This is a genomic window from Pseudomonas sp. Tri1 (genome assembly GCF_017968885.1).
In the GTDB taxonomy this organism is placed as follows: Bacteria; Pseudomonadota; Gammaproteobacteria; order Pseudomonadales; family Pseudomonadaceae; genus Aquipseudomonas.
In genome coordinates, this window is the sequence record NZ_CP072913.1 from 3,309,329 (window position 1) to 3,335,100 (window position 25,772).

23 protein-coding genes are annotated in these 25,772 nt (G+C 56.9%); 7 read left to right on the forward strand and 16 right to left on the reverse strand.

Annotated features, from left to right (window positions below; translation table 11 throughout):
* Window positions 1–53 precede the first annotated feature (53 nt).
* Window positions 54–1,172 carry an NADH:flavin oxidoreductase gene (locus tag J9870_RS14140; protein ID WP_210645000.1) on the forward strand — a complete coding sequence of 373 codons (1,119 nt, stop codon included), beginning with the start codon at window positions 54–56 and terminating at the stop codon, window positions 1,170–1,172.
* 337 nt (window positions 1,173–1,509) lie between these two features.
* Here J9870_RS14140 and J9870_RS14145 read toward each other — a convergent pair whose 3' ends face one another.
* From J9870_RS14145 to J9870_RS14185, 9 genes are all read right to left on the reverse strand, one after another.
* Window positions 1,510–2,802, reverse strand: a complete 1,293-nt coding sequence (locus tag J9870_RS14145) for a PAS domain-containing protein (RefSeq protein ID WP_210645002.1) — start codon at window positions 2,800–2,802, stop codon at window positions 1,510–1,512.
* A gap of 112 nt (window positions 2,803–2,914) precedes the next feature.
* Window positions 2,915–3,592 (reverse strand): energy-coupling factor ABC transporter permease, encoded by a 678-nt coding sequence (locus J9870_RS14150; protein ID WP_210645004.1) that lies wholly within the window; start codon window positions 3,590–3,592, stop codon window positions 2,915–2,917.
* Between the two features lie 58 nt (window positions 3,593–3,650).
* Window positions 3,651–4,079, reverse strand: a complete 429-nt coding sequence (locus tag J9870_RS14155; RefSeq protein WP_246883126.1) for a nitrile hydratase accessory protein — start codon at window positions 4,077–4,079, stop codon at window positions 3,651–3,653.
* An 8-nt stretch (window positions 4,080–4,087) separates the two neighbouring features.
* A complete protein-coding gene (gene nthB, locus J9870_RS14160; protein WP_135845573.1) occupies window positions 4,088–4,741 on the reverse strand; it encodes a nitrile hydratase subunit beta in 654 nt (217 codons plus the stop codon).
* A 19-nt stretch (window positions 4,742–4,760) separates the two neighbouring features.
* Window positions 4,761–5,393, reverse strand: coding sequence for a nitrile hydratase subunit alpha (gene nthA / locus J9870_RS14165; protein WP_210645009.1), 633 nt, complete (start codon window positions 5,391–5,393; stop codon window positions 4,761–4,763).
* A 76-nt stretch (window positions 5,394–5,469) separates the two neighbouring features.
* Window positions 5,470–6,984: an amidase gene (locus J9870_RS14170; RefSeq protein WP_210645011.1), complete on the reverse strand. Its 1,515-nt coding sequence runs from the start codon at window positions 6,982–6,984 to the stop codon at window positions 5,470–5,472.
* A gap of 304 nt (window positions 6,985–7,288) precedes the next feature.
* A complete protein-coding gene (locus J9870_RS14175; RefSeq protein ID WP_210645013.1) occupies window positions 7,289–7,813 on the reverse strand; it encodes a group 1 truncated hemoglobin in 525 nt (174 codons plus the stop codon).
* Window positions 7,814–7,973: 160 nt separating this feature from the next.
* The gene (locus J9870_RS14180; protein ID WP_210645015.1) at window positions 7,974–8,840 is read right to left on the reverse strand and encodes a transporter; all 867 of its coding nucleotides are present in this window, start codon (window positions 8,838–8,840) and stop codon (window positions 7,974–7,976) included.
* Window positions 8,841–8,927: 87 nt separating this feature from the next.
* Entirely contained in the window at window positions 8,928–9,983 is a 1,056-nt protein-coding gene (locus J9870_RS14185) for a phenylacetaldoxime dehydratase family protein (RefSeq protein WP_210645017.1), read from the reverse strand.
* A 572-nt stretch (window positions 9,984–10,555) separates the two neighbouring features.
* On the opposite strand from J9870_RS14185, the gene J9870_RS14190 reads away from it, so the two are divergent.
* Window positions 10,556–11,491 (forward strand): helix-turn-helix domain-containing protein, encoded by a 936-nt coding sequence (locus tag J9870_RS14190; protein WP_210645019.1) that lies wholly within the window; start codon window positions 10,556–10,558, stop codon window positions 11,489–11,491.
* A 398-nt stretch (window positions 11,492–11,889) separates the two neighbouring features.
* Here the strand turns inward: J9870_RS14190 and J9870_RS14195 are convergent, their stop codons facing one another.
* The gene (locus J9870_RS14195) at window positions 11,890–12,624 is read right to left on the reverse strand and encodes an NAD(P)-binding domain-containing protein (protein ID WP_210645021.1); all 735 of its coding nucleotides are present in this window, start codon (window positions 12,622–12,624) and stop codon (window positions 11,890–11,892) included.
* 260 nt (window positions 12,625–12,884) lie between these two features.
* The gene (locus tag J9870_RS14200; protein WP_210645022.1) at window positions 12,885–13,643 is read right to left on the reverse strand and encodes an SDR family oxidoreductase; all 759 of its coding nucleotides are present in this window, start codon (window positions 13,641–13,643) and stop codon (window positions 12,885–12,887) included.
* Window positions 13,644–13,743: 100 nt separating this feature from the next.
* Here J9870_RS14200 and J9870_RS14205 point away from each other — a divergent pair, with 100 nt between their 5' ends.
* Window positions 13,744–14,334 (forward strand): TetR/AcrR family transcriptional regulator, encoded by a 591-nt coding sequence (locus tag J9870_RS14205; RefSeq protein ID WP_210645024.1) that lies wholly within the window; start codon window positions 13,744–13,746, stop codon window positions 14,332–14,334.
* A 157-nt stretch (window positions 14,335–14,491) separates the two neighbouring features.
* Here J9870_RS14205 and J9870_RS14210 read toward each other — a convergent pair whose 3' ends face one another.
* The 4 genes from J9870_RS14210 to J9870_RS14225 all read right to left on the reverse strand — a co-directional run bounded on the left by J9870_RS14210 (window position 14,492) and on the right by J9870_RS14225 (window position 18,834).
* Window positions 14,492–15,235, reverse strand: a complete 744-nt coding sequence (locus J9870_RS14210; protein ID WP_210645026.1) for an NAD(P)-dependent oxidoreductase — start codon at window positions 15,233–15,235, stop codon at window positions 14,492–14,494.
* Between the two features lie 26 nt (window positions 15,236–15,261).
* The gene (locus tag J9870_RS14215) at window positions 15,262–16,110 is read right to left on the reverse strand and encodes an isocitrate lyase/phosphoenolpyruvate mutase family protein (RefSeq protein ID WP_246883127.1); all 849 of its coding nucleotides are present in this window, start codon (window positions 16,108–16,110) and stop codon (window positions 15,262–15,264) included.
* Window positions 16,111–16,254: 144 nt separating this feature from the next.
* Window positions 16,255–17,562: a C4-dicarboxylate transporter DctA gene (gene dctA / locus J9870_RS14220; RefSeq protein ID WP_210645028.1), complete on the reverse strand. Its 1,308-nt coding sequence runs from the start codon at window positions 17,560–17,562 to the stop codon at window positions 16,255–16,257.
* Between the two features lie 102 nt (window positions 17,563–17,664).
* A complete protein-coding gene (locus tag J9870_RS14225) occupies window positions 17,665–18,834 on the reverse strand; it encodes a mandelate racemase/muconate lactonizing enzyme family protein (protein WP_053123197.1) in 1,170 nt (389 codons plus the stop codon).
* Between the two features lie 100 nt (window positions 18,835–18,934).
* On the opposite strand from J9870_RS14225, the gene J9870_RS14230 reads away from it, so the two are divergent.
* On the forward strand, window positions 18,935–19,828 hold the full coding sequence (locus J9870_RS14230; RefSeq protein ID WP_210645030.1) for a LysR family transcriptional regulator: 894 nt from the start codon (window positions 18,935–18,937) through the stop codon (window positions 19,826–19,828).
* A 24-nt stretch (window positions 19,829–19,852) separates the two neighbouring features.
* Here the strand turns inward: J9870_RS14230 and J9870_RS14235 are convergent, their stop codons facing one another.
* Window positions 19,853–20,767, reverse strand: coding sequence for a LysR family transcriptional regulator (locus J9870_RS14235; protein WP_246883128.1), 915 nt, complete (start codon window positions 20,765–20,767; stop codon window positions 19,853–19,855).
* Between the two features lie 244 nt (window positions 20,768–21,011).
* Here J9870_RS14235 and J9870_RS14240 point away from each other — a divergent pair, with 244 nt between their 5' ends.
* The 3 genes from J9870_RS14240 (at window position 21,012) to J9870_RS14250 (ending at window position 25,694) form a co-directional block, all read left to right on the forward strand.
* Complete coding sequence (locus tag J9870_RS14240) at window positions 21,012–22,037, forward strand: zinc-dependent alcohol dehydrogenase family protein (protein ID WP_210645032.1); 1,026 nt, start codon at window positions 21,012–21,014, stop codon at window positions 22,035–22,037.
* Between the two features lie 687 nt (window positions 22,038–22,724).
* On the forward strand, window positions 22,725–24,200 hold the full coding sequence (locus tag J9870_RS14245) for a hypothetical protein (RefSeq protein ID WP_210645034.1): 1,476 nt from the start codon (window positions 22,725–22,727) through the stop codon (window positions 24,198–24,200).
* Between the two features lie 96 nt (window positions 24,201–24,296).
* Window positions 24,297–25,694: a PLP-dependent aminotransferase family protein gene (locus J9870_RS14250; protein ID WP_210645036.1), complete on the forward strand. Its 1,398-nt coding sequence runs from the start codon at window positions 24,297–24,299 to the stop codon at window positions 25,692–25,694.
* Window positions 25,695–25,772: the final 78 nt, after the last annotated feature.

Consider the following 25,772-nt stretch of genomic DNA (forward strand, 5'->3'; position numbering starts at 1 on the left):
CTGGTTTACAAAATATACTTATATGGCTTCCTAAAGCAAACGGAGTCCATCCAATGTCAAACCCTGATACCAGCATTTTATTCCGCCCTTTTTCCATCCGCTCGCTTGAACTGAAAAACCGGATTGTCATGTCGCCGATGACCAGACAATTTTCGCCAGAGGGCATCCCCGGTGAAGGGAGTGCTGCCTACTACCGGCGGCGGGCCGAGGGGCGGGTCGGGTTGATCTTGTCAGAAGGGACCGTCGTTGATCGTCCCGCTTCACGTAACGGTTCCGGCATTCCTTTTTTCCACGGTGAAGCAGCGCTGGCTGGATGGAAGAACGTGATTGATTCTGTTCACAACGCGGGTGGCCGCATGGGGCCGCAACTCTGGCACACCGGTGCCGTGCGTGACGTCAGCGGCTGGGAGCCTGATGCGCCGGTTGAAAGCCCATCTGGCCTCGACTCGCCAAATGTCCCGCGCGGTGTGGCAATGAGCGAAGAGGATATTGCAGACGCAATTGCTGCGTTCGCCAAGGCCGCGGCGGATGCCAAACGACTGGGTTTCGACACCGTCGAGATCCATGGGGCTCATGGTTATTTGATCGATCAGTTCTTCTGGGCCGGCACCAATCAGCGTACCGATCGTTATGGCGGGCCGACGATCAAAGAGCGCTCGCGCTTTGCCGCTGAGATCGTGTCTGCCGTTCGTCATGCGGTCGGCCCCGAATTCCCTATCATCATGCGCGTCAGTCAATGGAAGCAGCAGGACTTCGGGGTGCGTCTCGCCGAGACCCCAGCACTGATGGAAGACTGGTTGCTGCCATTGGTTGAAGCGGGTGTTGATGTTCTGCATTGCTCGCAGCGACGCTTCTGGGACCCTGAGTTTCCCGAAATTGATGGTGAGAACGGGCTGAACTGCGCGGGCTGGGCGAAGAAAGTCACTGGAGCCACAACCATTAGCGTCGGCTCGGTCGGGCTGGATAACGATGTCACTAACGCCTTCGCCGGCCAGGGCTCAGCCCCTGCAAGCTTGGACCGCCTGGTCGAGCGCATGGAGCGCGAAGAGTTTGATCTGATCGCCGTAGGGCGTGTTCTGCTGAGTGACAAGGATTGGGTAGCGAAGGTGGAAAATGGCGATTACGCGGAGCTGAAGGGCTTCAATCCTGCGTCTTTAGCCGAATTGGTCTGATCTTAAAGCGGAGTGGAGAGTGTGATGCCACACAGGTTTTAGTCTGAAGAAATCAGAGCTCTAGCCTAGGATTTTGCGAGGTCGAGAGCGTAATCCGTTGTTGAGTGCGCCATGACTGTTTCAATGACTGAAGCTGTCAAGGCCACTCAACACCTGTGTAAATAGGACCGCGTTGCGGTGCAGTCGTATTGAACGTTTTTCGAAACTCGGTGGAGTTCTGTTACAGGCTTTCCGGATCCCCGAAGAACATTTTGACTGGCTCTAGGCCGGTGGATTCAGCTCAAGAAAGGCGAGTTATACCCCCATTTTTACCCCATTCGCACCGAGTAGCTTGAACTCAGTACTTCTCCATCATGTCGGCCGCCTGTTGGGTCGCCTGGCTGGTACGGGTGGCCAGCTTGCGGACCTCGTCGGCGACTACAGCGAAGCCCCTTCCGGCCTCACCGGCTCTGGCCGCCTCTATGGCCGCGTTCAGTGCCAGGAGATTGGTCTGTTTGGCGATGCTTTGGATGGTGGCGACTATCTGCGTCAGCTGGGCGAGGTTTTCCTGCATCGCTTGATGCTGACGTTCCTGAGTCTGGCGCAATTGGCTTTCCTCGCGGAAGGAGTGCACGTCTGTGATCGCCCCCACTGTACGTAAGGGAGTGCCGTCGGTGCTTCGCTGGGTCTGACCTTTGCCTCTGAACCAACGATACTCGTCGTTGCGGTGCCTGAGGCGGTAGGTTACATCGAAGGGTGTTTGGCCGGAGCGATCGGCGACATGTTCGACAAAAGCCTGCACGGCACGCTGGCTGTCTTCGGGATGCAGGCGAGACAACCAGCTTTCGAATACATTGGGAAACTGTTCGATGGTTTCGTAGCCGAGCAGGCGACGCATCTGTGACGAGAACCAGATGACGTTGTGCGGGTTGGCTGGATCGCCTGCGATGATATTGATGTCCCAGAGTGCGTCCTGAATGCATTCGCGGGAAATATCGAAGCGGGCTGAAAGCATCGCGAATTCTTCGTCTCGCAGGCGCTGCTTGTGGATGTCACGCAAAATACCGACGCTGACCTGTGGCGTGCCCCGTTTGTCACGGAGCGTTTCGCCAAAGATTTGCACCCAGCGGTATTCTCCCGAGTGGCTCGCGAGGCGCACCTCCACCTGGTAGGGAGCATGCCCGTTGCGATCGGCAAGGTGATGAGCCAGGGCATCCAGGTTGGCCTGGCGGTCATCAGGGTGAAGGCAATCGTTCCAGGGGCCTAGATAGACGGGGAGGTCCGCTTGGGTGGGCAGGTCGCCGAACCATTGCAGTACTGCGTCGCGGGAGGGCTGCAGGCTGCCATTGAGCTGCAATTTCCAGAGCAAATCACCCGACCCGCATGCCACCAATTGCCAAAGTTGTTCTTGATCTTGCAGCTGCGTTTCGTATTCACCAAGCTGAAGCTTGAGGCGTTGCTGTTCAGCATTAAGGTCGACCACGCTGGCTCGGAGCGCCGTGCGATCGGCGAGCAGGCGTTCTATGCCATCCAGTACCCGCCGCAATAACGAGTCTTTCGCCGCTATGGATACCCCCTCGCCGTCGGGTTGTTCCAGCCTGTCGCCGAGCAGCTTCAGTTCCTTGCGGGTGCTATTTCTGAAAAACATCAAATACCTCTGGTTTTGCTCTCGAGGTTTCGGGGCGGTTCTTGTTCTTGATGCCCCGAGCATTACGGTCTTCGAATGCCCGGGGACAGTCTGACTTGGACTGGCGTACGCCGACTCAGGCGGCCTGGTACAGCCGGCGCTCGACCAGCGTGCTACCACGCAATCGATGGGTAGCCTTGGCACCGGCCAGCACGGCCAGGTCCAACAGCGGTTCGAGGGTGACGACGGTCATGTAGGCACTACCGAAGGTCAGAATTGACATTGCGTTTTCTGCTGTGAAGCCTTGCCCGTAGAAGGCCCAGAAGGCAACCCAGGCGACAATGCCCGCCTGGAAGGCCGTCGACAGCCCCAGAGCTTGTCTATAGCTCAGCTCCACATACGGCGTGTTTGGCGCGATGATGCGTTTCGCCAGGGCAGCGACTGCGAACAGCGGTACCAGAAGGGTGGTGACGTTCATGCCGTATTGCGGCAGGTCGAATGGAGCGAAGAACAGACCCTGGATCAGCAGTCCCAGGGCGAGCCCCGCCGCTGCGGGTGCGGCGCCAAGCAGCAGAAACAGCGTTGACCCCAGGATAAGATGCACCTCGGAAACACCGACTGGATAGTGCGGTAGTAGCTCGAAGAAGCTGAATACCAGGGCCGTGGCAGTGACAGTGCGAGCGAGAAGCGAGAAGACACCACGCTCACCGATGGCTTGCGCAGCGAGTTTGAGTGTATAGGCGCCGACACCTGCGGCAGTGACATAGCTCAGCCAGATTTTTCCAGCTTCCACCAGATTAGGTTCGATATGCATGATGATTGCCCCTTGGCCGCTTCGCGACCTCAAAAGTAAAAATAGGACGAATCCGGCTTCAGCTTGTGGCACGGCTGATCGCTACCGGCTCGTGCCGTGGCAGGTGTTCGTGCCCGTGTCCATGGGCCGGTGGGCAACTCGCGTTGAGCAGCGTTACCGGTTGTCCATGGGGGGTATTCAAGTAAGCTCGCTGCCATTCCTCGGTGCGCTGGGTGATGTCTTCCATACCTGCTAAACCGAGTGTGGTGACCATTCTTTCCATGGCCGCGATCCATTGCCGGTAGTAAGTGTCGTTGACGCTTTCTCCGGGTTGCGCCGGGCTCGCCTTGATCTCGTCGCTGAATACCTGCACCCAGTCCTTCCAGGGAAATAGACCGGTTTGGTGCAGGTGCAGCAGCAGGGAAAAAGCCTGGGCCTGCCAAGGTTTGTCGAACACCGGGCCTTCATCGTCGAGAGACAGACCGGCTACTGGGGGGATGAGAGGCATGCTCGTGCTCATACGGCCTCCAGATAGTTGTCCCACAGGTCAATGCAAACACTGTCCGGTCGCGCCACTCCCCACAATTCTGTGGCACTGAAGCGAACGGCATAGACCTGTTGGGGTTGTTCGCCCAGACCGTGGGCCATTGTGTCTGGGGTGGCAAACGCGCCGTGTGCAATCTCGATTGTCCCGACCTTGCCGCGCGCGTAGCGCGGCAGTCGGGTGTGGGTGGTTGGATTGAGGTTCTTCGTCCGCACCCGGTCACCGACCCGGAAGCGGCCGCAGATATGTTCCTTTGCCCTGGATGAGGCGCCTCCAAGGATCACAGCCTCGACGATGTCCGGTGTGAGCACCGTAGGGGGTTGTGCCGGTGAGGTCGGTTTGACCGTGCCTTGCAGTTCGGCAGCGCTGATCACGCCTTTTTCCAGCAGCAGGGTCTCGAAGGCGTGAAGCCAGTGTTCGTAGTAACTCGACTGCAAGTATTCAGCCGGTTCCATGCGTTCAATGGCGTGTCGGAATTCGTCGACATTGAAGTGTCCGCCGACGAAGAGCGAGGCAAACAGCGGGAAGACCCTGCGCTCCCAGTCGTGATGGAAGATGGGTTCATTTTCTTCGGTGAGCACTGGGCCGAAACCGTGCATACCGCCTAAGTCGTGTACACCGTTCATGGTTTTCTCCTTCTCGGGGTCAGGCTTCGTCGCCCGGCGTCTTGGGCAGGCCAGTGCCGATCATGGCGTCACGCGTCACGAGCTCGACCAGCCGTTCCTCACTCCAACCGTCAGTACCAGCCGGACGTTCCGGCAGAACCAGGTAGCGCAACTCAGCACTGCTGTCCCAGACGCGAACTTCCTTGTCATTGGGAATGCTCAAACCGAATTCGGCCAGCACGCTGCGCGGGTCGATGACTATCCGTGACCGATAGGGCGCGGATTTGTACCAGGCTGGGGGCAGGCCCAGGGTCGGCCAGGGGTAGCAGGAGCACAGCGTGCAGACCGTCACGTTGTGCACGGTCGCGGTGTTCTCCACCACCACCATGTCTTCGCCCTGCACGCCGGAAAACCCCAGTTCGGCAATGGCCGCAGTGGCATCTTCCAGCAGCCGATGTTTGTAATCGGGATCGGACCAGGCCTTGGAGACCACCTGAGCGCCGTTGCGCGGGCCGACCTTGTGCTGGTAAGTGTCCACCAGAGCATCCATGGCGGTTGGGTCGACCAAGCCCTTTTCTATTAACAGGGATTCGAGCGCCTTGACACGCAAGGCGATGGCCTCGGGTGGCTCGGTGTGGTCGTGATGGTGATGATGTTCGTGCGTATGGCTCATGTATTGGCTCCTCTGAAGTTGATACTCACTTTCAGTGCTGCTTGCCGGTGTTTGTTCGCCAATGCGATGCGTAGGTTTACAATGTCCGCCAGTCGACAGAGGCCTCGAATGCTGCCGCGGCTTGATAGAGGGTGCCTTCCGCATAATGTCTTCCGACAAGCATCAGCCCCACGGGCAGTCCGTCCACCAGGCCACAAGGGATCGACATGGCTGGGTGCCCCGTAATGTCTTGAGCGGCCGTATTGCCAAGCATCTCCAACGCACGAGTGACGTTCTCGGTGATTGAAGAACCCGGTTCCGGCAGCGGCTGAGCGGTGATTGGCACAGTCGGCATGACTAGCAGGTCATAGGTGTTCAACGCCTTGTCATAGGCGTCTCGGGCAAAGCGCGCGATGTTCTGGGCCTTGGCGTAGTAACGGCCGTTGTAGCGCTCCAGACCGAACTGGCCCACGAACATGCAAAGCTTGAGTGACGGGGACAATGCGTTGGCCTGATCGCGCCAACCGACCTGTTTGTCCAGCAGGCCCACGTCGTAAAGCCCCTTCCAGTTAAAGCCCGCTCCATTACCGTGCATCATTTGCATGGTCAGGCCTTCACAGCCGATAGGGCTCCATAACGATCCCGCCAGGTTGTGTTCGGGAACCGATACCTCCTCGACCAGCGCGCCCAAAACCTCGAGCTGGGCGATAGCGCTGCGCACCTTTTCTGCGATACGTGGATCTTGGTTAGCGAGCTGGAAGCCTTCCTGGAGAACCCCGATCCTGAGTCCGATCACGCCTCGTTCCAAATAATCGCAATAAGCATCGACCTTGGGGGCGCTCTGACGAGGGTCGAGCCCGTCCGCTCCGGCCATCACTTCCAGCATGAGAGCGTTATCGCGTACGTTGCTCGTCATGGGGCCGACATGGTCGAAAGTGGCTTCGATCGCCATGACGCCGGTATAGGGCACCAGACCGAAGGTGGGCTTCATTCCATAAATGCCGCACCAGGCTGCTGGAATGCGGATGGAGCCGCCTTGGTCTCCACCGATAGCCAGGTCGACCTCGCCCGACGCCACAAGCGCCGCGCTGCCGGAAGACGAACCGCCGGTTGTGAAACCATGGCGAAAAGGGTTGTGCACAGGCGCTGGGTCTGAGGTATGACTACCACCGGAGAGGCAGTAATGTTCACAAGTGGCTTTGCCGAGAATCGTTGCTCCAGCGTCGAGCAAACGCGTCACCACGGTGGCATCGAACGACGGTACGAAACCCTCCAGTGGTGCGGCACCGTTCATCATGGGGACACCGGCCAGAGAGATATTGTCTTTGAGCGCGACCGTCTTGCCAGCAAGCTTGCCCGAACTGGCGCCTGTCACCTCAGTTCTGTAGTACCAGGCGTTTAGTGGATTATCCGTGCTTGAAGGGCGATAACCAGAACTGCGCTCGTAGCGCACTGGAGGGATGAAGTCTGGCAACTCATCGACGAGATCATAGGCATCAAAACTGGGTTGCATAAGTGCCAGGTATTCGCTGGCTTGCTCGGGTGTCAGTTGTATGTGCAGGCGGCTGGCGAGATCCTGCACTTGTTCGAGAGTCGGGCGGATGATGGCCATGGGGTGTCCTGTTTCCTGTGCCAACCCGTAGGGTGGCAGTGTCTGTTCAAACGTCATCTCGGGATGCCCGGGCACGGTGTGCTCTATTGGCGAAGTCGCGGCCGGGGCTGGTATCAAGCTATCTCTGCAAATTGAGCGGTGCTTGGTTGAGGAGGACATTCGCTTGGTTGAGCGGGACACGGGTGCCCGTGTTTTTTTTAGCCACGCCACCGTAACCGTCGGCTGCCGGAGCGAGCCTCGGCAGCATGGAGGGCACCCCATGGATGCGCCCCCATTGGTGTGGCTCAGGTTTTTGACGAGCGTGTCAGTTTTCGGATTCAGGCGTGGTCTGTTTCTTAGATGACTTCCCGGGTTTCGGCCAGAAAACCCCAACGCTCTTCATTCCCTTGGCTGGGTCCATTTCCGGGTGCGCGAGTACGACGTCGCGATAGGAGGGGCTCCCAATCACCGCCGGTTTGAACTTGATGAGGAAGTCATTGACCTCCTTGCGCAGATCCGGTGCCAGACCGTAATCGTCGTAGCACGCTTCGAGACAATCGAGCACGGCTTGCCAGTGCACCTCGGTCAGGCCCATCCCGCGGTGCGCGGTGACCATGTCTCTGCCCCTGTATTTGGCGCTTCCACCCCAGTGCTCGGAAAGGAAATCGACAAAATTGATGTGTTCCTTTTGGAACGTCGATTCCGACATATGGGCCCAGATATGTCCGATGGCGGGATGCCCCATTGTTTTTCTCAGAACGGCACCTGCGAACTGATAGATAGCGTCATAGCCACCCAGACGGGTATAGAGGGAGGGTTGTTTTTCCATGGAGGGTTGCAGGTCGGTCATTGCTTGGTTTCTCCGTTTCGAGTGAGGGTCATCTCATTAGCCAACTGTCGCGTTGGCACGGTTGGTACGGGATGCGAAGTCTTGCGACGGATCCAAGTTGAATTCGTCGTTGGGCACACGCTTGGTTGATAAGGACAACGGTTGGTAGAGGCGGGCGGGTCTAGAAAACCCTTACGTAGCGCAGGTTCATGCGAAAGTCCTCTTTGGAGCCGTTCTCCACCGAAAGGTCGCGTCCCAGTTGCACTTGGATTTGGTCCTTGGCGGTGAAAAACTTTCTGGCCGTGAAGCGGACGTTGGTGGTTTCCATCCTGTCGTCCTGGTTGACACCATCGATCTGGTTTTCCCCGCCCCAACTGTGGCCGAAGCCGATAGCCAGTGCAGTTGTCTCGTCGGGCATGTAGCGCCCCATCAACTGAGCGCCGTAGGAAACGTCCTGCTCTCGACGGGCAGAGCTGGCGCCGAAGTCGTCGTTGTCTGCGTACCAGATGGCATCACCTACGAGGTCGATGGCCCACTTGTCCGTGAAGTGCTTGACGTAAGCGGCCTGGAGATCAACCTTCCAACGGTTCTCGCCAAGGTTGAGCGCGTCGTCTTTGTCATAGTCGCCAGTAGGCACGTACAAGTAAGCGGTCGCACCGAGGGTGTCATTGGCGTCGTTGAGACGGTACTTGAGCGGCGCTGTAAGAATGAGGTCGCCGATGCCGCTGGCGTCGCCTAAACCAGAAGCATCACCACCGCCTGAGACATGACCGAAGGGCAATAGGAATTGTGGCTCGATGGTCAGCCGCTCGCTCAACTGGTAGACGTGCAGCAGACGCAGAATGCCGACATCGGAAGTCAGGTTGAAATCGGAACTGGTCTTGTGCCCCTGGGAGTAGGCATTGTCCGTGGTGGCGTGCTGGTAGTAGACCACACCGATGGTCGCTCCAACGGGGAGCGGCTCGTAATCGCCAGGATCCACCTCGAGCGCGTGGGAGGAAAGGCTGGGGAGGAGGGCTGCAAGCGACAGGTAGCGGAACTGTTTCATGATCGAAGATCCTTTTTTCGGGCAAAAAGAGCCCCGCTAACGCCAATCAGGCGTCGCGCAGGGCTAAAAGTGGAGTCAGCGATGGAGTCAGGTGGGCGACACTTGCGCGTCGCGCATCATCCCTGTCTGCGGATGGCAGTTGATGTACTCGAACAGTTGCTGGCTACCGTCCGCTACCGAGACCTCGTGATACAGCCGCAGCTTCGAAAGTCCCCCGATCACGCGAAAGAACGTAGTGAAAATGCGCAAGTGAGTGGGATGGGATTCTGCCCAGCGTTCCAGTTTGTCGAGCGATCGCCAGTGACCGATGTCATAGGCGATGTCGAGCAGATTGCCATCCAGGTCGACATTGCGTACGAAGCGATTGCTGTAGCAGCCCAACGCCTGACCCTCGTCACGCAGGAAGTTCATGCCGTCTTGTAGAGGGGGTAGCATTTCGGTGAAGTACAGCGCGCGCTCTTCCTCGCCGGCGTCGACCCAGTCTTGTCCAGAACGGATCAGCGTCAGGTTGTCGTGACCGCGTATCACGACCTTGCCGCCCTTGGCCGGGTCCCCGGAAATCACTTGTAGTTCGCCGGTCGGTTGCATCCAATCGGTCTGTGAGATGGCAAAGCGGTCGCGTGCCGAGCCCCAGTAGCCGTGCTCTTCGACCTCGCCACTAATGCCGTCCATGACCGCACCGACACCTGGCAAATCTTCCTTGAATGCATACAGCGTCTCGAACTGATCGGCGCGCGGTGCGATGACCTCGCGGAAATACCCCAGCCCCTCGTTCAGGCGTGCCTCGTCAGCCCACCAATCGGCTACAGGCGCTGAAAGTAACCATCGGTGATAGGCGGCGGGATCACGCCAGTAGCCCACGGCGATGAAGTTTCCATAACCCTGATTGTCGAGGTGGTAGGTCAGGTCGTGATTGCCGGGTCCATCGGCGAGGGCAAAGCTGGCGTCAATGTAGCGCATGGCCTGCAGGGCGGCGGCGCGTTGTTCGTCGCGAAATTGCACTCCGAGGTAGGCCATCACAACTTGCTTCACGTTTTCGTCAGCTCGCCCAACAAACATCGGGAAGGGCGGCTTGTAATCGTCGTGAACACGACGGGACAAAGTCCGGGGACATTTGAGATGTTTATCGATTGCAGATTCCATGGGGGCTCCTTTATTTCCGTCTCAAACGGACGGTTTTCTGTTCTACATCCCAGTGGATGTTGGTGTTTTGCGGTGGGTACCACTCCATCGGCGTTGCAGCACCAAGGTCCCGAGCTGTAGTAGGTAAGTGGCAAACTCTTCGGGTGCCATGTCCCATCTCTGTAGAAACCAGGATGAATCGGACAGTCGCTGTTGTTCTCGTGGATGCATGAGACACCTCATCATTCGTGCTTGTAGGGACACGGCGTGGAGTGAAAATTATCCAGGGGAGATGAAACGTGCTTGGCTCGAATGGACAACCGTTTGGTTAAAAAGGACAGGTAAAAAAGGCTGGCATATCAGCGCGCAGCAATGGTGCGGGGCTTGTGAAACAAGGGGGCGAGGCGCCCCGAGAAGTGGCATGGGGAGTGTTGGAAGGATCTACCCATTTAACGCCAGCCGAGTTCGCAGGCGGCTATCTTCCAAGGTGTCTGACAGCGGGAATGAGGCTATGGGGATGGCCTGCTAATTGCTTGGCTCGCAAAAAACGTTACCAAGCTTTTTTGTTGAACCGCCGCCGCGAGGTGAATGCAATGAGCCAGACATGTCAGTATTCAACTCTTGCCGTTACGGCACCCCTGCGGTTCGATTACTGGAAGGAGGTGGTTTGTCACCACTGCCTGGATGCAGACAGCAAACTGTTGGCGCAGAGCGATTTTGACGGGGCGCTGGAGGTGCATAGCATGGGCGTATTGGACATCTGCACGTTGTCCGCACCCTTGCACTATTGGGAGCGGTCCGCCCAGCACCTACGCAGTGATCCTAATGACGATTTGTGGTTGGGCTTTACCAGGAGCGGTTATGGCGAACTGGAGCAGGCTGACCGACGGACGAAGCTGACGGCGGACGATCTGTTTCTTTATGACGCATCCCAGCCGTTTAGATTCAGCTTCGGTGGTACGGACAATCACCTGGTCCGCATTCCGCGACAACTGCTCAGCCAGCGGTTGCCCGGCATAGCAGATTGCACCGCTGTGGTTCTGGATGATCGTCGTCCAGGGGTGATTCCGTTACGCGAGATGTTACGCCAAGCCGCAGGTATGCCTTCAGGCTTCCATAACACGGGAATATCCAGTCGTTACTCCAGCACGTTGCTCGACCTTCTGGTGGTCAGTCTGGAACTCCAGGATTTAAAGCAGACTCATGACGAGTTGGACCTGTATGGCCGGATCATGAATTACATCCACCAGTATTTGACCGAGGCGGACCTGTCGCTTGAGCGCATTGCTCAAGCTCACCATGTCTCCACGCGCACTGTGACGCGCGCTTTCGCCCGTTATCAGAAATCGCCGGTCGCGGAAATCTGGAAGGCGCGATTGCTCGCGAGCCGCGACGCGATTGAGCGCGGTCAAGTTCGCAGTATTTCTCAGGCGGCGCTGGATTTCGGCTTCTCCGACTTCTCTCATTTCAGCCACGCTTTTCGCAAGGCATTTGGCATTGCTCCCCACACTCTCCTGCGGCGAGAGTGAAATGGGGGGCTTTATCGCTTCTGAAGCGAAAGGTATTTGAAGGTGATCAGTTGTGAGGGGGGCAGCGGTTGCCTTTGCCGCTAATGCCATCGCATGCACTGCATGGCAAGCCAACTGAAACAGTTCAACACCGCCCGTGAGTCACTTTGGGAAGGACTTTTAATACAGTGGAGATCCGTTAAAGGCTTTCCGGATCGCCAAAAAACATTTTTACTTGGCTCTAGAACGGTAGTTTAAGGGCAAAAAAAGTGCGTTATGCCCCCATTGTCGCCCCCAATCTCCGCCAATATGCGAGCGATCGCGAATGGCGATTTTTGACAGAAAACCAAGATGGAACTGGGTGGCCTTCAGTGTACTTCCAGACTGCTAGTGGATGGAGGTTAGGGGGCTCCCGATAGTCAGGCTGTTAGTTCCCGATTCATGGCAACAATTTCCTCGTGTGTGAAATTGCCACCGGGAATCATGAACTTGGCCATCAGGGCATCCCGGTTTTGAGGCGCCCTCAACTTGTCTGCCGCGCACAAGGCCGACTTCAACTCTGGCAACTTCAGTTCGGTGCAATAGGCAGGTGTGCCTGGTTGCTGGCGCCATGAGTCTTCAAGGCTTCCAGCGGCAAGCGCGGTAAAGCCGGTATCCTCTACAAGATCCTGCACGATTGCCTCAGCATTGATGTCACCACCAGCTACAGGTAGGGCTATGCGTGAGGACGAGTCGGCTGGTTGGCCGTGCTCGGCAAGAGTCGCTGCGAGGACGGCATTCCATGCCTTAACGACCGGGCGTCCAATTTGCTCGCTTACCCAAACGCTTTCTGGCTTACCGTCATCTACTTCTTTAATTGCCCCGTCTCGCCCCGGATAGTAATTGGAGGTGTCAATGACGACGACCTTCTCGGGAACATTACTCAACGTTTGCCGGAGATCCGGGTATTTTGCAAAGGGGATCGAGAGGATAACGGCATCCACGTTGGACACAGCATCTTCTTTAGTCACCGCGCTTACACCGATTTCGTTGGCAAGGTTTTGAAGGGTATGAGGACTCTTCGAGTTTGCCAGTTTGACTTCATGGCCGCACGCAGCGAGCTTGCGGGCAAGAGTCGCCCCAATGTTGCCTGCGCCGATAATTCCGATTTTCATTTCAATAACATCCTCACCTACGAACAATAATCAAGCTATTGCTTGTCTTCTCAACAAGCGGTGCCTATCAATCCTTGAGCGCTGTGAATGAGAGCTTCAAACTGATTTTCCGTGGCACCGACCTCGAGATCCATCATGGCGACTTCGTACTTATCTGGTTAAAACTTCAAGCACGCTGAGCGAGAGGCGACTGAGCGTCCAGGCAAGCAGATGCCATCTGGTTACAGCGATGGCATCAGATGCTACTCACACGGTTGACATCATTCTGCCGGCTGTTTGTATCCCGCAAGCATTTTCAATATCTCATGATGTGAACCGCTCGCTTCAGCAAACCGTAATGGCTTGGCGCGCTCGACGACAAGTTCGCGTGGGGTCGGAGAGATCTCGAGCAGTTCGAAGGTTTCATCCAGAAACTCGTCCAAGGGCATGGCGTGTTCGTCGTTTTCCTGTCCAAGCAAAGTGGTACGTACACCCGGCGGCGCAAGCTCGATAACCTCGACCGGCGAGTCCTCTAGCTGCACTCGAAGACTTTGAGTGAACGAATGAACTGCCGCTTTGGTTGCGCTGTATGTCGGTGTCGCAGGTAGCGGGACGAATGCCAACGCCGAACTGACATTCACAATCGTTGCACTCGGCTGCTTGATCAGCTGGGGGGTGAATGCATATACCATGCGAATCGTGCCAAGTAAGTTCGTTGTCACGATATCTTCGGCGGTGCTCAGGTATTCCGGGTCAGTCAGATCCTCCCAATGCATGATGCCAGCATTGTTTATGAGGACGTTCAGATTTGGGTGGCTGACCGCAAGCGCTTCGCTGCTGCGCTGGATGGATTGTGGATCGGAGACGTCCAGCAATACTGATTCAATACCTGGATGCTCCGACGCGATCTTGTCGAGCAGAGCCTTGCGACGTCCCGCGATGATGACTTTGTTGCCCGCCTTGTGAAGCCTAAGCGCCAGACCGAGGCCAATGCCTGAGGTGCCGCCAGTAACCAGAATCGTGTTGCCAGTGCTGTTCATAGTAAACTCCAGAAACGATGCTTGAGCGGACAAGTGTCCACTTGCAGAAAAGTACCGGACAATTGTCCGTTTGGCAACGCAATGAAGGAAAACTTTGCTCATGACTGACGAGTTGGTGATGCGTTCTGACGCCAAGAAAAACCGTGAACGGATACTGGAGGTCGCGGTGGTGGAGCTGACTAGCGATCCTGCGGTTCCGTTGAGCACGATTGCGAAGAAGGCTGGGGTGGGACAGGGCACGTTCTATCGCCACTTCGCCACCAGAGAGAAGCTGGTATTCGAGGTTTATCAATTCGAGATGCAGCAGGTGGCATCGTTGGCGGAACAGCTCCTCGCGACAAAACCACCTAAGGAGGCCCTCCGAGAATGGATGGACTGCCTCGCTGAATATGCAATGACAAAGGCAGGACTCGCTACTGCGATACAACAAGCTGCGTCTATTTACGAGTTCCCAGGGAAGTCGGGATACGCTCCAGTCCAGGCAGCTGCAGAGTCGCTTTTGAGGGCAAATGAAAAGGCCGGAACGATTCGTAGCGGGATTACTAACGACGACTTTTTTCTAGCCATCGCTGGAATATGGCAAATGGATCCCCAGAGCGAATGGCGCTCGCGTCTCGACAGACTGATGAACTTGGTGATGGATGGTCTATGCGCAGGCAGCCCCGAAAGCCTGAAAAAGAATAACGTCTAGCATCCAAAAATCAGGACACGCGTCGGCGACAACAGGAAACGGAGCGCATCGACCAAAAGCCGGTTTTGTTTAGAGTCGGATTGAGCTTGAGTAGGTGCCCCAACCTATAAGCCGCGCTCCATCCAGTACGGCGGCCATACTGCCAGCGTCCTTGTCGTCACTCCGTCCACCTGTGTCCTAGCCCGTGGACATTCACGAGGTCTCTCGGTCGCCGTCCTTCGAGACCCATAAGCAAATTTTCCAGAGCACGCTGTGCCATTGCATTGCGCGTATCGGTTGTCGCAGAGCCGATATGAGGTACGGTGACCACGTTCTTTAATTTGAAAAGCCTTGAACTCGCTAGCGGCTCTTTCACATAAACATCTAAACCAGCTGCTCGTATCGTCTTTTCTTCAAGCGCTTGAATGAGTGCGTCCTGATCAACCACAGGGCCACGAGAAACGTTGATCAAGATACTTTCCGCGCCCATCAACGCTAGCTCTTTGCGTCCGATGATGTTTCTCGTTCCGTCCGTCAATGGCACGACCGGACAGACAAAATCAGCCTCGATTAAAAGCTTTTCTTGCGAGACGAACCTCGCCCCGAGCTCTTGTTCCAGATGTGGTTTACGACTATTGCCGCTGTACAAAATGCTCATGCGGCCATTGAGATAGCTGAGGTCATAGTTGTCGTAGCCAACCGATATGCTCGAAATGATCTCAAGGTTTTCAGCCGAAGCCAGCTCAGCTTCACCCAGACGACGATTACCGCCGATCAGTCCGTGCACGCTGGAAATGGCGGCTTCAAACTGGGCATCCATGTCACCAAGCTCGGGACTCATGATGATGACGTTGTACTTATCTTTATAGGGTTCAAGCAGGCCGGGTGAGACGCGGCTGAAGGCAAGGATTGTCTTTTTCATGACGCTATATTTCACCTGCTTCAAACTCAATTCGAATCGTGCTCTGACTTCAAATAGGTCTTTGCCCGCTCTCGGTAATTGTCCGAGAGCGTGTATTTAGAAAGCAGCTCAGGGAGGGAAAGCTCGCTCCCCTCCGTGCCGCTTTGTTCGCGCAGCGCCTCGTAGGTTGCTTTGATTGCGGACAGATAGGGGGCATGCCCATTGACCACGATCCGCACATTGACTGCACTCAGTTTCTCAACATCGCTCAGAGCAGGATTTCCATAATTGATCAGCATGATCGGCACGGAAAGATGTGAGGTGAGTGCTTCCAAGTGTTGGAAATCCTGTACTCCGACAAGGCAAATCGCATCGGCCCCAGCTTTTTGATAGGCCGTGGTGCGTGCAATGGAATCTTCCAAAGTGGTAACGGCCACATTCGTACGCGCGATGATGCTGAGGGCATCATCTGAACGGGCAAACCTCGCAGCGTAAATCTTGCTTGCGGCTTCTTCCATTTCGATAAGTACGTGTGACTGCTCGTCGTATTTGGCCGGTAGGTGGGTATCTTCCAGCGTTAGGGCGGCAACACCGGCCTTCTGCAGCTCGGAGGCCGTTCGCATTACATTAAGCGCGTTACCAAACCCATGATCAGCGTCCCCAATGATTGGGATTTGGCTGGCCCGCCCGACTCCGGAAACCTGCTCGACATATTCATCAAGCGTGAGCAGAGAAATGTCCGGAGCTCCGAGCACTTGAAGCGAGGCGACGGAACTACCTTGGATTGCAACCTCAAAACCAAGGTTGGATGCCATACGAACCGAGATGGGATCGAATACGGAAGCAGCAAATTTACAAACTGCTCCATGAAGTAAATCACCAAACGCCTTGCGCAATTAATGATGAGATCGCTCAATCATTTTTGGCTCCATCAAATTCTTTCAAGTAATTCGTTGGGCTCGTTCCGAGTTGAACGAGACCTGGAAAGCACTACCGGTCATAACCGTTTCTGACGTGGAATGACCGGATCGCTTTGCGGATTATTTCTGCGCCAGCAATGCCTTCCTTGCTGCCTTTTCATGTTTCATGGCGGCAATTTCACGCTCACAGGCCTCGACATCGAACGAGTTGTCCCACTTGGCAATGGCAATGGTGCCGATGCCGTTACCAATCAGGTTGGTCACGGCCCGCGCTTCGTTCAGGAACCGGTCAATGCCCAAGAGCAAAACGAGCCCTACCAGAGGAATGGAGTGGATAGTTGTGAGCGTTGCAGCCAACGTCACAAACCCCGCACCTGCCACGCCAGCCGAGCCTTTGGACGTTAGCAGGAATACGCCCAGCAGAATCATCTGATCCACAAACGTCAGTGGCGTATTGGTCGCCTGGGCGATGAAGATGGCGGCCATGGTGAGATAGATGCAGGTGCCGTCCGCATTGAAGGTGTACCCCGTTGGCAACACCATGCCCACTACTGACTTTTTGCAGCCAAGCTTTTCAAGCTTCACCATCATTCGTGGCAGCACGGCTTCGGTTGAACAGGTGCCAAGCGTGATGAGAATTTCATCTTTGAAGTAACGAAGGAATTGCATGAGCGGCATGCCCGACCATCTGGCCACCGTACCCAGCACCACCACGATGAAAATCAAGGTTGTGATGTAGAGCGCGATCAGCAACTGACCGAGTGACAGCAAGGTGCCAATCCCGTACTTGCCGATAGTGAACGCCATACCGGCACCCGCACCAATCGGCGCCAAGCGCATGACCATTGCAACGATCTTGAACAGGCCTTGCAGGAACAGATCAATGGTGTTGATCAGCGGCTTGCTGGTTTCGCCCATCTGAACCAGGGCAACACCCATCAAAACCGAAAGCAGAATGACCTGCAGCATGACGCCATTGGAGAATGCGCCGAGGAACGTGTGGGGGATGATATTGAGGAAGAAATCAATGGTGCCGCCCTGTTCACTGGCAGCCTGGCTGTACTTGCTGATAGCACTTCCATCAAGCGCGCTGACGTTAATGTTCATACCGACGCCAGGCTTGACGATGTTGACCACGATAAGGCCGACAACCAGGGCGATGGTAGATAGAATCTCAAAGTAGATCAGCGCTTTTACGCCAATCCGCCCGACTTCTTTGATACTGCCCATCTTCGCGATACCTACAACGACCGTACCGAAAATAATGGGTGCCAACAGCATTTTGATCAGTTTGATGAAACCATCGGCAAAGGGTTGGAGCTTGGCTCCGATATCGGGTACGAAGTAACCGATAGCTGCACCGATCACGATGCCGATCAGCACTTGCACATACAGCTGGCTATACCAGCGGGATTTGGAGATTTCCACGGAAGCACCTCATTTTATTTTTGTGATGGGCATGTGGCTTGGCGTCAGTGGGTGACGCCTGAGTCTGCGGCCTCTTTCAAAGGGGCCGCAGATCGAGGTTGATCAGCCTTCGCCCAACTCACGCATTACTGCGTACAAGGCGGACTTGGCTTCGAAGCCAACACCTGGAATATCTGGCAGACCGACATAACCATTTTCCACCTTGATTCCGTCAGCGAAGCCGCCGAAAGGCTGGAACACGTCGGGGTAAGATTCATTGCCGCCCAGGTGCAGACCGGCTGCGATGTTCAGGGACATCTGGTGACCGCCGTGTGGAACTACGCGACGGGACGACCAACCCATTTCTTCCATCACTTTCAGGGTGCGCATGTACTCCACGAGCCCGTAGGACAGCGCACAGTCGAACTGCAGGAAGTCGCGATCCGGGCGCATGCCGCCGTGACGCAGTAGGTTACGGGCGTCTTGGTGGGAGAACAGGTTTTCACCGGTCGCCATGGGCAGTTCATAGTGATTGGCAAGCTCAGCCTGGAGTGCGTAATCGAGCGGGTCGCCGATCTCCTCATACCAGAAGAGGTTGTACTTCTTGATGGCTTCCGCGTAAGCAATACCGGTCTGAAGATCGAAACGACCGTTGGCATCGACCGCCAGTCGACGACCGTCCCCCACCACTTCGAGTACCGCTTCGATGCGACGGATATCTTCGTCCAGCGGTACTGCACCAATCTTCATCTTGACGACGTCGTAGCCACGATCCAGATAGCTCTGCATTTCTGCTTTGAGCTTGGTCTGGTCTTTGCCAGGGTAGTAGTAGCCACCTGCTGCATAGACCCAGACCTTGTCATCGGCCACGCCGTTACGGTAACGATCAGCCAGCAGGCGATAGAGAGGTTTGCCTTCAATCTTGGCGACGGCATCCCATACAGCCATGTCGATGGTGCCAACCGCGACCGAGCGCTCGCCGTGGCCGCCTGGCTTTTCGTTGGTCATCAGGGCTTTCCAGATGGCGAACGGATCCAGGTTGTTGTTTTCATGGTCGACGAGCGTGTCTGGATCCGCTTCGGTGATACGCGCCAGGAAACGATCACGCATCAGGGCGCCTTGGCCATAGCGACCATTGGAGTTGAAACCGTAGCCGATGACAGGTTTGCCATCGCGAATCACATCCGTGATGACAGCGACGACTGAGCAGGTCATTTTGGAAAAGTCGATATAGGCGTTGGCAATTGGGGAGGCAATAGAAACAGTTTTTTCACGGATGTCTACGATACGCATGACGGGTTCCTCTTGTTGTTTGTGGCCCCACGTTATGCTTTGCGATGTCACCCGCCCAATGCTATTAATGCCGCACCCTATGCACAGGAGGCATGGCCCCTTGGAACTCGTTTGGCTCGAAGATCTTTCAGCGCTTGCGGAGTACGGCAGTTTTGTCCGTGCCGCTGAGGCACGCCATGTTACTCAGCCAGCCTTCAGTCGAAGAGTACGTTCTCTGGAGAATTGGATGGGCGTCGAGTTATTTGTGCGCACACCACAAGGAGCAATCCTTACCGAGGCAGGAAGGCAAATTTTGCCCAGTGCTCAGGAAGCTGCCCGGCACTTGTACAGGATGCGTAGTGAGGCTCAAGAGGTAGCAGGAATAGCCGCCAAATCGCTGCAATTCGCGGCAACTCATTCCCTGTCGTTTACATTTTTTCCCAAGTGGCTTCGAAGCTCAGAAAACGGTGCTCCCATTGAGGCCGTGAAGCTACACTCTGACAGCATGGCGGTCTGTGAGCAGATGCTGATACATGGTCAGGTTCAGTTTCTGCTCTGCCACCGGCATCCCGACGTTCCGCCTTTACTGGCGCCTGATCAATTCATCAGCAAGAAGGTGGGGGAGGACGTCCTCGTACCGCTTGCGAGTGCTTCCACTAACTTCGGCACCTCGCCTGCAGCGTTGCCATACCTCGCCTACACCCATGAGTCTGGACTGGGGCGAATCGTCGCCCACAGACTGCGTGGCAAGGAAGACTACCTTCACCTCAAGCCACTCTTCAGCAGCCACCTTGCAGCGGTACTCATGTCCATGGCTCTGGAAAGCAAAGGAGTGGCGTGGTTGCCTAAGAGCCTTACCGAGCAAGAAATCCTAGATGGGCGCTTAGTCAGAGCGCTCGACGAAAGCTGGGATATACCTCTGGAAATTCATCTGACCCGCCCAAAAGCAATCCTCAGTCAGTCTGCCGAAGATTTCTGGGAGCGGGCGGGTAGTGACACGCAGCCTTCCACATGACGCGTTGCGCTGCTCCGGTTTGATTCAGAGACTCTCAGGATCCCCAAAAAACATCTGAATCCGCGAACGCAACCAGCGCTCGCCCGGATCGTTATCCTGGGACCCGCGCCAAGCCATGTGCAGCTCGAAGCTGCGCACCGGGAGCGGTGGGTCTTCGGCGCGTACGCCACCGGCGGCGGTCAGGGCGTCGGCGGTGTAGTCGGGCACGATGGCGATGATGTCAGTGCCCGCCAGCAGCGTGCTCAGGCCATTGAACTGCGGTACGGCCAAGACCACATGGCGCTTGCGGTCGAGCTTCTCCAGTTCTTCGTCGATAAAACCGCTCAAGTCACCAGCGAAGGACACCAGGGCGTGGGGGCGGGCGCAGAATTCGTCCAGGGTCAGCCGTCCTGGGGCCGTGTCGGCCCGCAGCACTTTGGGCATGCTGCGCCGCAAGACTTTGCGCTTGGCGTTGGCTGGCAGATCCTCGGTGTAGCTGACACCGATGGAGATTTCACCGGACGCCAGCAAGCCCGGCATCAGGATGTAGTTGACCCGGCGCACCACCAGGACAATGCCCGGGGCTTCGGCCCGCAGGCGCTTGAGCAGCATCGGCAGCAAGGCGAACTCGGCATCGTCCGACAGGCCGATGCGGAACACCGAGGTGCTGGTGGCTGGGTCGAATTCCGCCGCACGGCTGACCGCCGTGGAAATCGAGTCCAGGGCCGGGGAGAGCAGGGCGAAGATCTCGACCGCCCGGGCCGAAGGCTCCATGCTGCGGCCGGTGCGCACGAACAACGGGTCATCGAACAGGCTGCGCAGGCGCGACAGCGCGGCGCTGATGGCCGGTTGGCCTAGGAACAATTTCTCGGCCGCGCGAGTCACACTGCGTTCATGCATCAATGTTTCGAACACGATCAACAGGTTCAGATCGACACGCCGCAGGTCATTACGATTCATCTGGGGTCCTGGCAGATTCGGCAAGCTTGACGTGAGCGGCCATATGGGAACAATGGCCGGCATGAATCTTACGGGGAAAGGCTGGTACTCTGCACCGGCTAATTGCTTTTTCCTACAGAACGGATCCGATTTCTTGCTGCGGAATCAATGACAGGCATGTCGACTATTAATAGCCACTGATGGTCTTGGGTACAAAGCCCGGATAGAGTTCATGGCATTAGAGGTTACTTTGACGAGGTTTGCGATGTCCCGCACGATCCGTTTTCACAAGTTTGGCGGTGCCGAGGTGCTCAAATGCGAAGAGCATGCGGCGGCTCTTCCTGCCCCAGGAGAAGTGCAGGTCCGTGTCGAAGCGATCGGCATCAGTTGGTACGACACCCTGTGGCGCCAGAACCTGGCGTCGTCCCAGGCTCGCCTGCCTTCGGGCCTGGGCCATGAAATGGCCGGCGTGGTCACGGCGGTCGGCGACGGTGTCGATGATCTGGCCGTGGGCGACAAGGTCGCCAGCTTTCCTGCCGAGAGCCCGAACGATTACCCGGTGTACGGCGAGGTCATCGTGCTGCCGCGCACCGCGCTGACCCGTTATCCCGATGTACTCAGCCCGATCCAAGCCGCGGTGCACTACACACCACTACTGATCGCTTACTTTGCCTACATGGACCTGGCACGGGTCAAGCCCGGGCAATTTGCCCTGGTGACCGATGCCAGCCATTGCGCCGGCCCATCCTTCGTGCAACTGGGCAAGGCCCTGGGTGTGCGGGTGATCGCCGCCACCAAGACGGCTGACGAACGTGAGTATCTGCTGTCGCTGGGCGCTGAGAAAGTCATCGTCACCGAAGAGCAGGACTTGCTGATGCAAATCAACAAGCTCACCGACAACCGTGGTGTCGACGTGGTGTTCGACGGCCTTGGCGGGCCGCAAATGTCGCTGCTTGGTGATGTGTTGGCGCCGCGAGGCAGCCTGGTCTTGTATGGCCTGCAAGGCGGCAACCAGACACCGTTTCCGGCCTGTGCGGCGTTCCAGAAGAACATTCAGTTCTTTGTGCACTGCATTGGCAACTTCACCGGCAAGCCGGAACTGGGCATCGTCCAGGACCAGGTGGCTTTGCAGCGGGCGCTGCGTGATATCAATCAACTGACCGCCGACCGCGTGCTGCTGCCCCTCAAGACTCGAGTGTTTCCATTCGCCGAGTTTGTCGAGGCTCACCGCTACATGGGCGAATGCCCTTGCCGTGAACGCGTTGCCCTCCAGGTAGTCGATCCCGCTTGATCCTGTCTTGCGCAAGAGCCATCTTCCGGCTCTTGCGCTACCCTCGGCCTGAACCGGCCTCCTTTCTTTGCCATGACGCCACCCGCCTGACGATGATGCGCCCGTGCCTGCCTGACGAGCGCGGAAGTGGGCAGTCCCTGGTCGCTGCAAAACAGAACCCAATCTGTTTGCCCGCCGACATCTGAACTGGTTTTTGTCCCTGATCTGTATCTTCTAATCATTGTTTAAGTCCTGATAATTGAACGCTGATTTCCATCTCAAGGAAGAAATCGTGGCGCGGTATAACTTTTTCGAAGGTTTCGAGCCTTCACTGCCTGTTCAAGGCATTTCTAGCGTTACTTGGTATAAGGCTATCTGTCGACTTTGGGGAAAGCAGGGCGCGGCAGGAAGCAAACTAAAGTTCGGCTTGTTCTTTATTTCTCGTACTCATTGTCTGTGGGACGTTGTCGGAAATCTCCTAGGACATGCCGTTAATCTGTCAGGGACCAATGGTTTAGCGGCTTCCAGGGCGATTCTGAAATGGAGCGGGCCGGCCCCTAACGTGTGTATCAAATAATTACGACAAGCAAAGCTTGAGCGTATTGCTAATACTCTCTGCAGTACTAGAACACTTCACTTGATCTACACGTCGCACGCTCACGTTGGTGCGAGTGCGACGCCGATATTCGAATTTCCAGGTAAATGGCTATGAGTGCAATTCATGAGCAAGCAATGACTCACGTATATCAGCAGATATTGCAACGACTGTTGGGTTTTTATTCCCGTGCAGAACGTACCGCGTTGCAGCTTTTGATCCAGCGTTTAATTGTCGCCGCCGGAGGCATTGAGCGGATTGGCGATTATCGTGTGCTGACGGTCCAGAACGGCAGTCGGGACAGTTTCTACGTGTTGACGGCCTTGCGAGCCGCGCAACTGAGCATCGCGGGCAGGCATCCGGTGACCTTTGACTTGCGCGTCGCCACGCCGCGCTTGAGTGAGACTTCCCAGTCGACCCTGGAAAACATCCACCGCTGCTACAGCGCACTATTTGTCTACGACGATCCCCGGGTCGAGCTGCTGATGGCGGATAACCGCGAAGTGATGCCGTTCAAGCACAATCAGCCACTGTCGACAGCCGGGCATGAAGCCAGCCGCACCGACATGCTGATGCTGGGGCATCTGCGCTCGGCCGACAGCCCCCTGGAGGTGGGCGACGACGGCTACCTGACGATGGCGGAGTTCTATCAGCACATGGCGCGCTGGGAGTCGGGGGTGGATTCACTGGTCAGCAGCGATACGCCGCGCCAACAAAAACAATTCATGTCGGGCCTTCGCCGGGCGACCCGCAAGATCGGCCTGGCCACCGACAACAGCGGCGGCTTCGACAGCCTCTTTGCGCAACTCGATACCCTGGGCGGCGATCTCTACCAGCAATTCTATGGCCAGGATCGCCTCGATGCGTGGAAGCCCGAAGGTCATTTCGAAGCTTGCCGGCGGGTGGGTCATATCGGTATCGACGACCTGATAGTCGCTCGCTCGGAAGAAACCAACTGGCCGCTGTTCAACGAGTTCCTGCGGGTACAGACCGATAGCCTTGTCACCTCGGCGCCCGAAAACGAGTACGTCAGTCCACTCCTGTCGGCACATTTGCATGGCCTGCAGGCCTGTTACCTGCAAGGGCGCAGCTACGAAACGGGCTACGGTGATTATGTGCAGCGGGCGATCATGATCATGCATCGCAAGCAACTGCCAGAACATGCCTGCCTGCACACTCGGGAGCTGTTTGGCACGCCTTCGAGCATCCCCGAGCGCCGTGCTCGGGCCGCCATCGAAGCGCAAAAAAACCTGGGCCTCAACGAAACGCAACTGGTGTGCATGCTCTTCGCCCCCTTCGTGGAGCAAGGGGCAGGGCTGGAGCATTTCCTGCGTTGCTGCCACCCCGGCATGCTGGTGGCGCTGCCAGACCTGCACAAGGCCATGCAGGGCGCGACCATTGCCGACCAGGTGACGCAGTGGATGATCGACGTCAGCGGCTTGCCCATCGATCTGCTCGGCAAGCTGTACCGGGCCAGAATTGCGCCACCGGAGCAGGACGTCGCCTCGGCGACCGACTCACAGGCCGTTGATACAGCAGAAGTCGGGCAGGGCACCGATGGGCTGTGCGAACGCTCGGCCAGGCACTGAGGAGCGAGGTTTGACGGATTCATCCACCCCCTGTCCGGCTTTTGTTCCGGGTGTTCCGGCAAGGTCGGTTACTGCCGGTTCATTGGGGCTGATCCTGTGAAAGGCTGCCGGGAAACAGACTTCGCCTACCAGGCGGTTTATCGATACCTGACGACCCTGATCAACGAATTGGGTGCCGATTCGCGGGTACGCCTGCCGTCGCTGCGACAATTGGCCGAGCGCCTGGACGTGTCGATTTCCACCATCCAGTACGCCTATTCGTTGCTGGAGAAGGAAGGGCGGGTCTATTCGATCGCCAAGTCCGGCTATTACGCGCTGCCGGTGCCTTGTACCGCCACTCTGGACGGTGGTGACGATTTGCTCGAGACCTTGTATGTCAATGCGCGGCGACCGGGCATGTTGGTGCTCAGCGCGGATGAGCCGGCGTCGATGCAGCCACTCGATAGCCCATTGTTGCTGCTTGAGCGCGAACTGCTGCGTCAGTATCCGCGCTCCTGCCAGGCACTTTCGCAACCTTGGGGCGAGTTGGAGCTGCGTGCAGCACTGGCCGCCCGCTACACCTCTTCCGCGGCCCGCTGCTGGAGTGCCGATGACGTCTATATCGGCGCTGATCTGCGCGGTGTCCTGGAAATCCTCATTGCGGTACTGGCACTCAAGGGCGCTACGGTATTGATTGAGTCGCCCTGTGACTGGACCGTCCTGCGCTTGCTGCAGGCCGCCGAAATCCGGGTTATCGAACTGCCGTTACGGACGGGTGGGGAGTTCGATACCGATCAGTTGGCGCAACTGCTGGCCAGCGAAACGGTGCGCCTGGTGGTGTTGTCTTCGGTCTTGAGCATGCCGAGGGGGACGCTCACGCTTGACCACAACCGCCGTGCGGTGGCCCGTCTGCTGGGGCTGCACGGCACCTGGGTATTGGAGAACGACAGCTACACCGAGCTGGCATTCGAAACAGGTGTCACGCCTTTTCGGGATCTGCTCGATCCTGACCGGTTGATCGTCTATTCCACGTTCGAGAAAACCATTGGGCCAGAGGCGCCTTATGGCTATGTGTTATCGCGTCAGTTGACCCTGCAATTGCAGCGACATTTCTTGTTGCGCGCCTTTCGACTGTCGCCGATCCGCCAGAAAGCCATCGCCCGCTTGTTCAGCAACGGTCGGATCGATCAGCACTTGCTGATTTTGCGGCGCTTGCTGCGTGAAAGCGCCGTGTCGGCGACACACTTGCTCCGCGAGCGGCTGGGAGACAGCCTGCACTGGGTCACGCCTGAAGGTGGCGCGACGATCTGGATGTGCTCGGCGCGTCCGGTCGATCTGCGGCGGGTCTTCCAGCGCCTGCTGGCTCAGCGAATCGTCATCGCGCCGGGGGAACTGTTCAGCATCCATGGGTTGTATTCGCAGCATATGCGCTTGAGCCACGCCTTGAATGGTTCGGCTGACCTGGACGCTGCGCTCTGCGCGCTGGCCGATGCCTTGAGGCTCGAGCCATCCTGATGGAGTAGATGGATCGAACCCATCGCGCCATGGTCGAACTGTCAGTAAACTGCATCCCATTTCCTGAGCCACTCCACC

What these genes read in the sequence shown, in the direction of transcription:
- nthB (WP_135845573.1), bottom strand. Translation starts at nt 4,741, where the DNA reads ATGAACGGTGTACACGACTTAGGCGGTATGCACGGTTTCGGCCCAGTG.
- J9870_RS14205 (WP_210645024.1), top strand. Translation starts at nt 13,744, where the DNA reads ATGACTGACGAGTTGGTGATGCGTTCTGACGCCAAGAAAAACCGTGAA.
- J9870_RS14200 (WP_210645022.1), bottom strand. Translation starts at nt 13,643, where the DNA reads ATGAACAGCACTGGCAACACGATTCTGGTTACTGGCGGCACCTCAGGC.
- nthA (WP_210645009.1), bottom strand. Translation starts at nt 5,393, where the DNA reads ATGAGCCATACGCACGAACATCATCACCATCACGACCACACCGAGCCA.
- J9870_RS14235 (WP_246883128.1), bottom strand. Translation starts at nt 20,767, where the DNA reads ATGAATCGTAATGACCTGCGGCGTGTCGATCTGAACCTGTTGATCGTG.
- J9870_RS14210 (WP_210645026.1), bottom strand. Translation starts at nt 15,235, where the DNA reads ATGAAAAAGACAATCCTTGCCTTCAGCCGCGTCTCACCCGGCCTGCTT.
- J9870_RS14245 (WP_210645034.1), top strand. Translation starts at nt 22,725, where the DNA reads ATGAGTGCAATTCATGAGCAAGCAATGACTCACGTATATCAGCAGATA.
- J9870_RS14190 (WP_210645019.1), top strand. Translation starts at nt 10,556, where the DNA reads ATGAGCCAGACATGTCAGTATTCAACTCTTGCCGTTACGGCACCCCTG.
- J9870_RS14175 (WP_210645013.1), bottom strand. Translation starts at nt 7,813, where the DNA reads ATGACCGACCTGCAACCCTCCATGGAAAAACAACCCTCCCTCTATACC.
- J9870_RS14150 (WP_210645004.1), bottom strand. Translation starts at nt 3,592, where the DNA reads ATGCATATCGAACCTAATCTGGTGGAAGCTGGAAAAATCTGGCTGAGC.
- J9870_RS14195 (WP_210645021.1), bottom strand. Translation starts at nt 12,624, where the DNA reads ATGAAAATCGGAATTATCGGCGCAGGCAACATTGGGGCGACTCTTGCC.
- J9870_RS14140 (WP_210645000.1), top strand. Translation starts at nt 54, where the DNA reads ATGTCAAACCCTGATACCAGCATTTTATTCCGCCCTTTTTCCATCCGC.
- J9870_RS14185 (WP_210645017.1), bottom strand. Translation starts at nt 9,983, where the DNA reads ATGGAATCTGCAATCGATAAACATCTCAAATGTCCCCGGACTTTGTCC.
- J9870_RS14225 (WP_053123197.1), bottom strand. Translation starts at nt 18,834, where the DNA reads ATGCGTATCGTAGACATCCGTGAAAAAACTGTTTCTATTGCCTCCCCA.
- J9870_RS14180 (WP_210645015.1), bottom strand. Translation starts at nt 8,840, where the DNA reads ATGAAACAGTTCCGCTACCTGTCGCTTGCAGCCCTCCTCCCCAGCCTT.
- J9870_RS14155 (WP_246883126.1), bottom strand. Translation starts at nt 4,079, where the DNA reads ATGCCTCTCATCCCCCCAGTAGCCGGTCTGTCTCTCGACGATGAAGGC.
- J9870_RS14170 (WP_210645011.1), bottom strand. Translation starts at nt 6,984, where the DNA reads ATGGCCATCATCCGCCCGACTCTCGAACAAGTGCAGGATCTCGCCAGC.
- J9870_RS14240 (WP_210645032.1), top strand. Translation starts at nt 21,012, where the DNA reads ATGTCCCGCACGATCCGTTTTCACAAGTTTGGCGGTGCCGAGGTGCTC.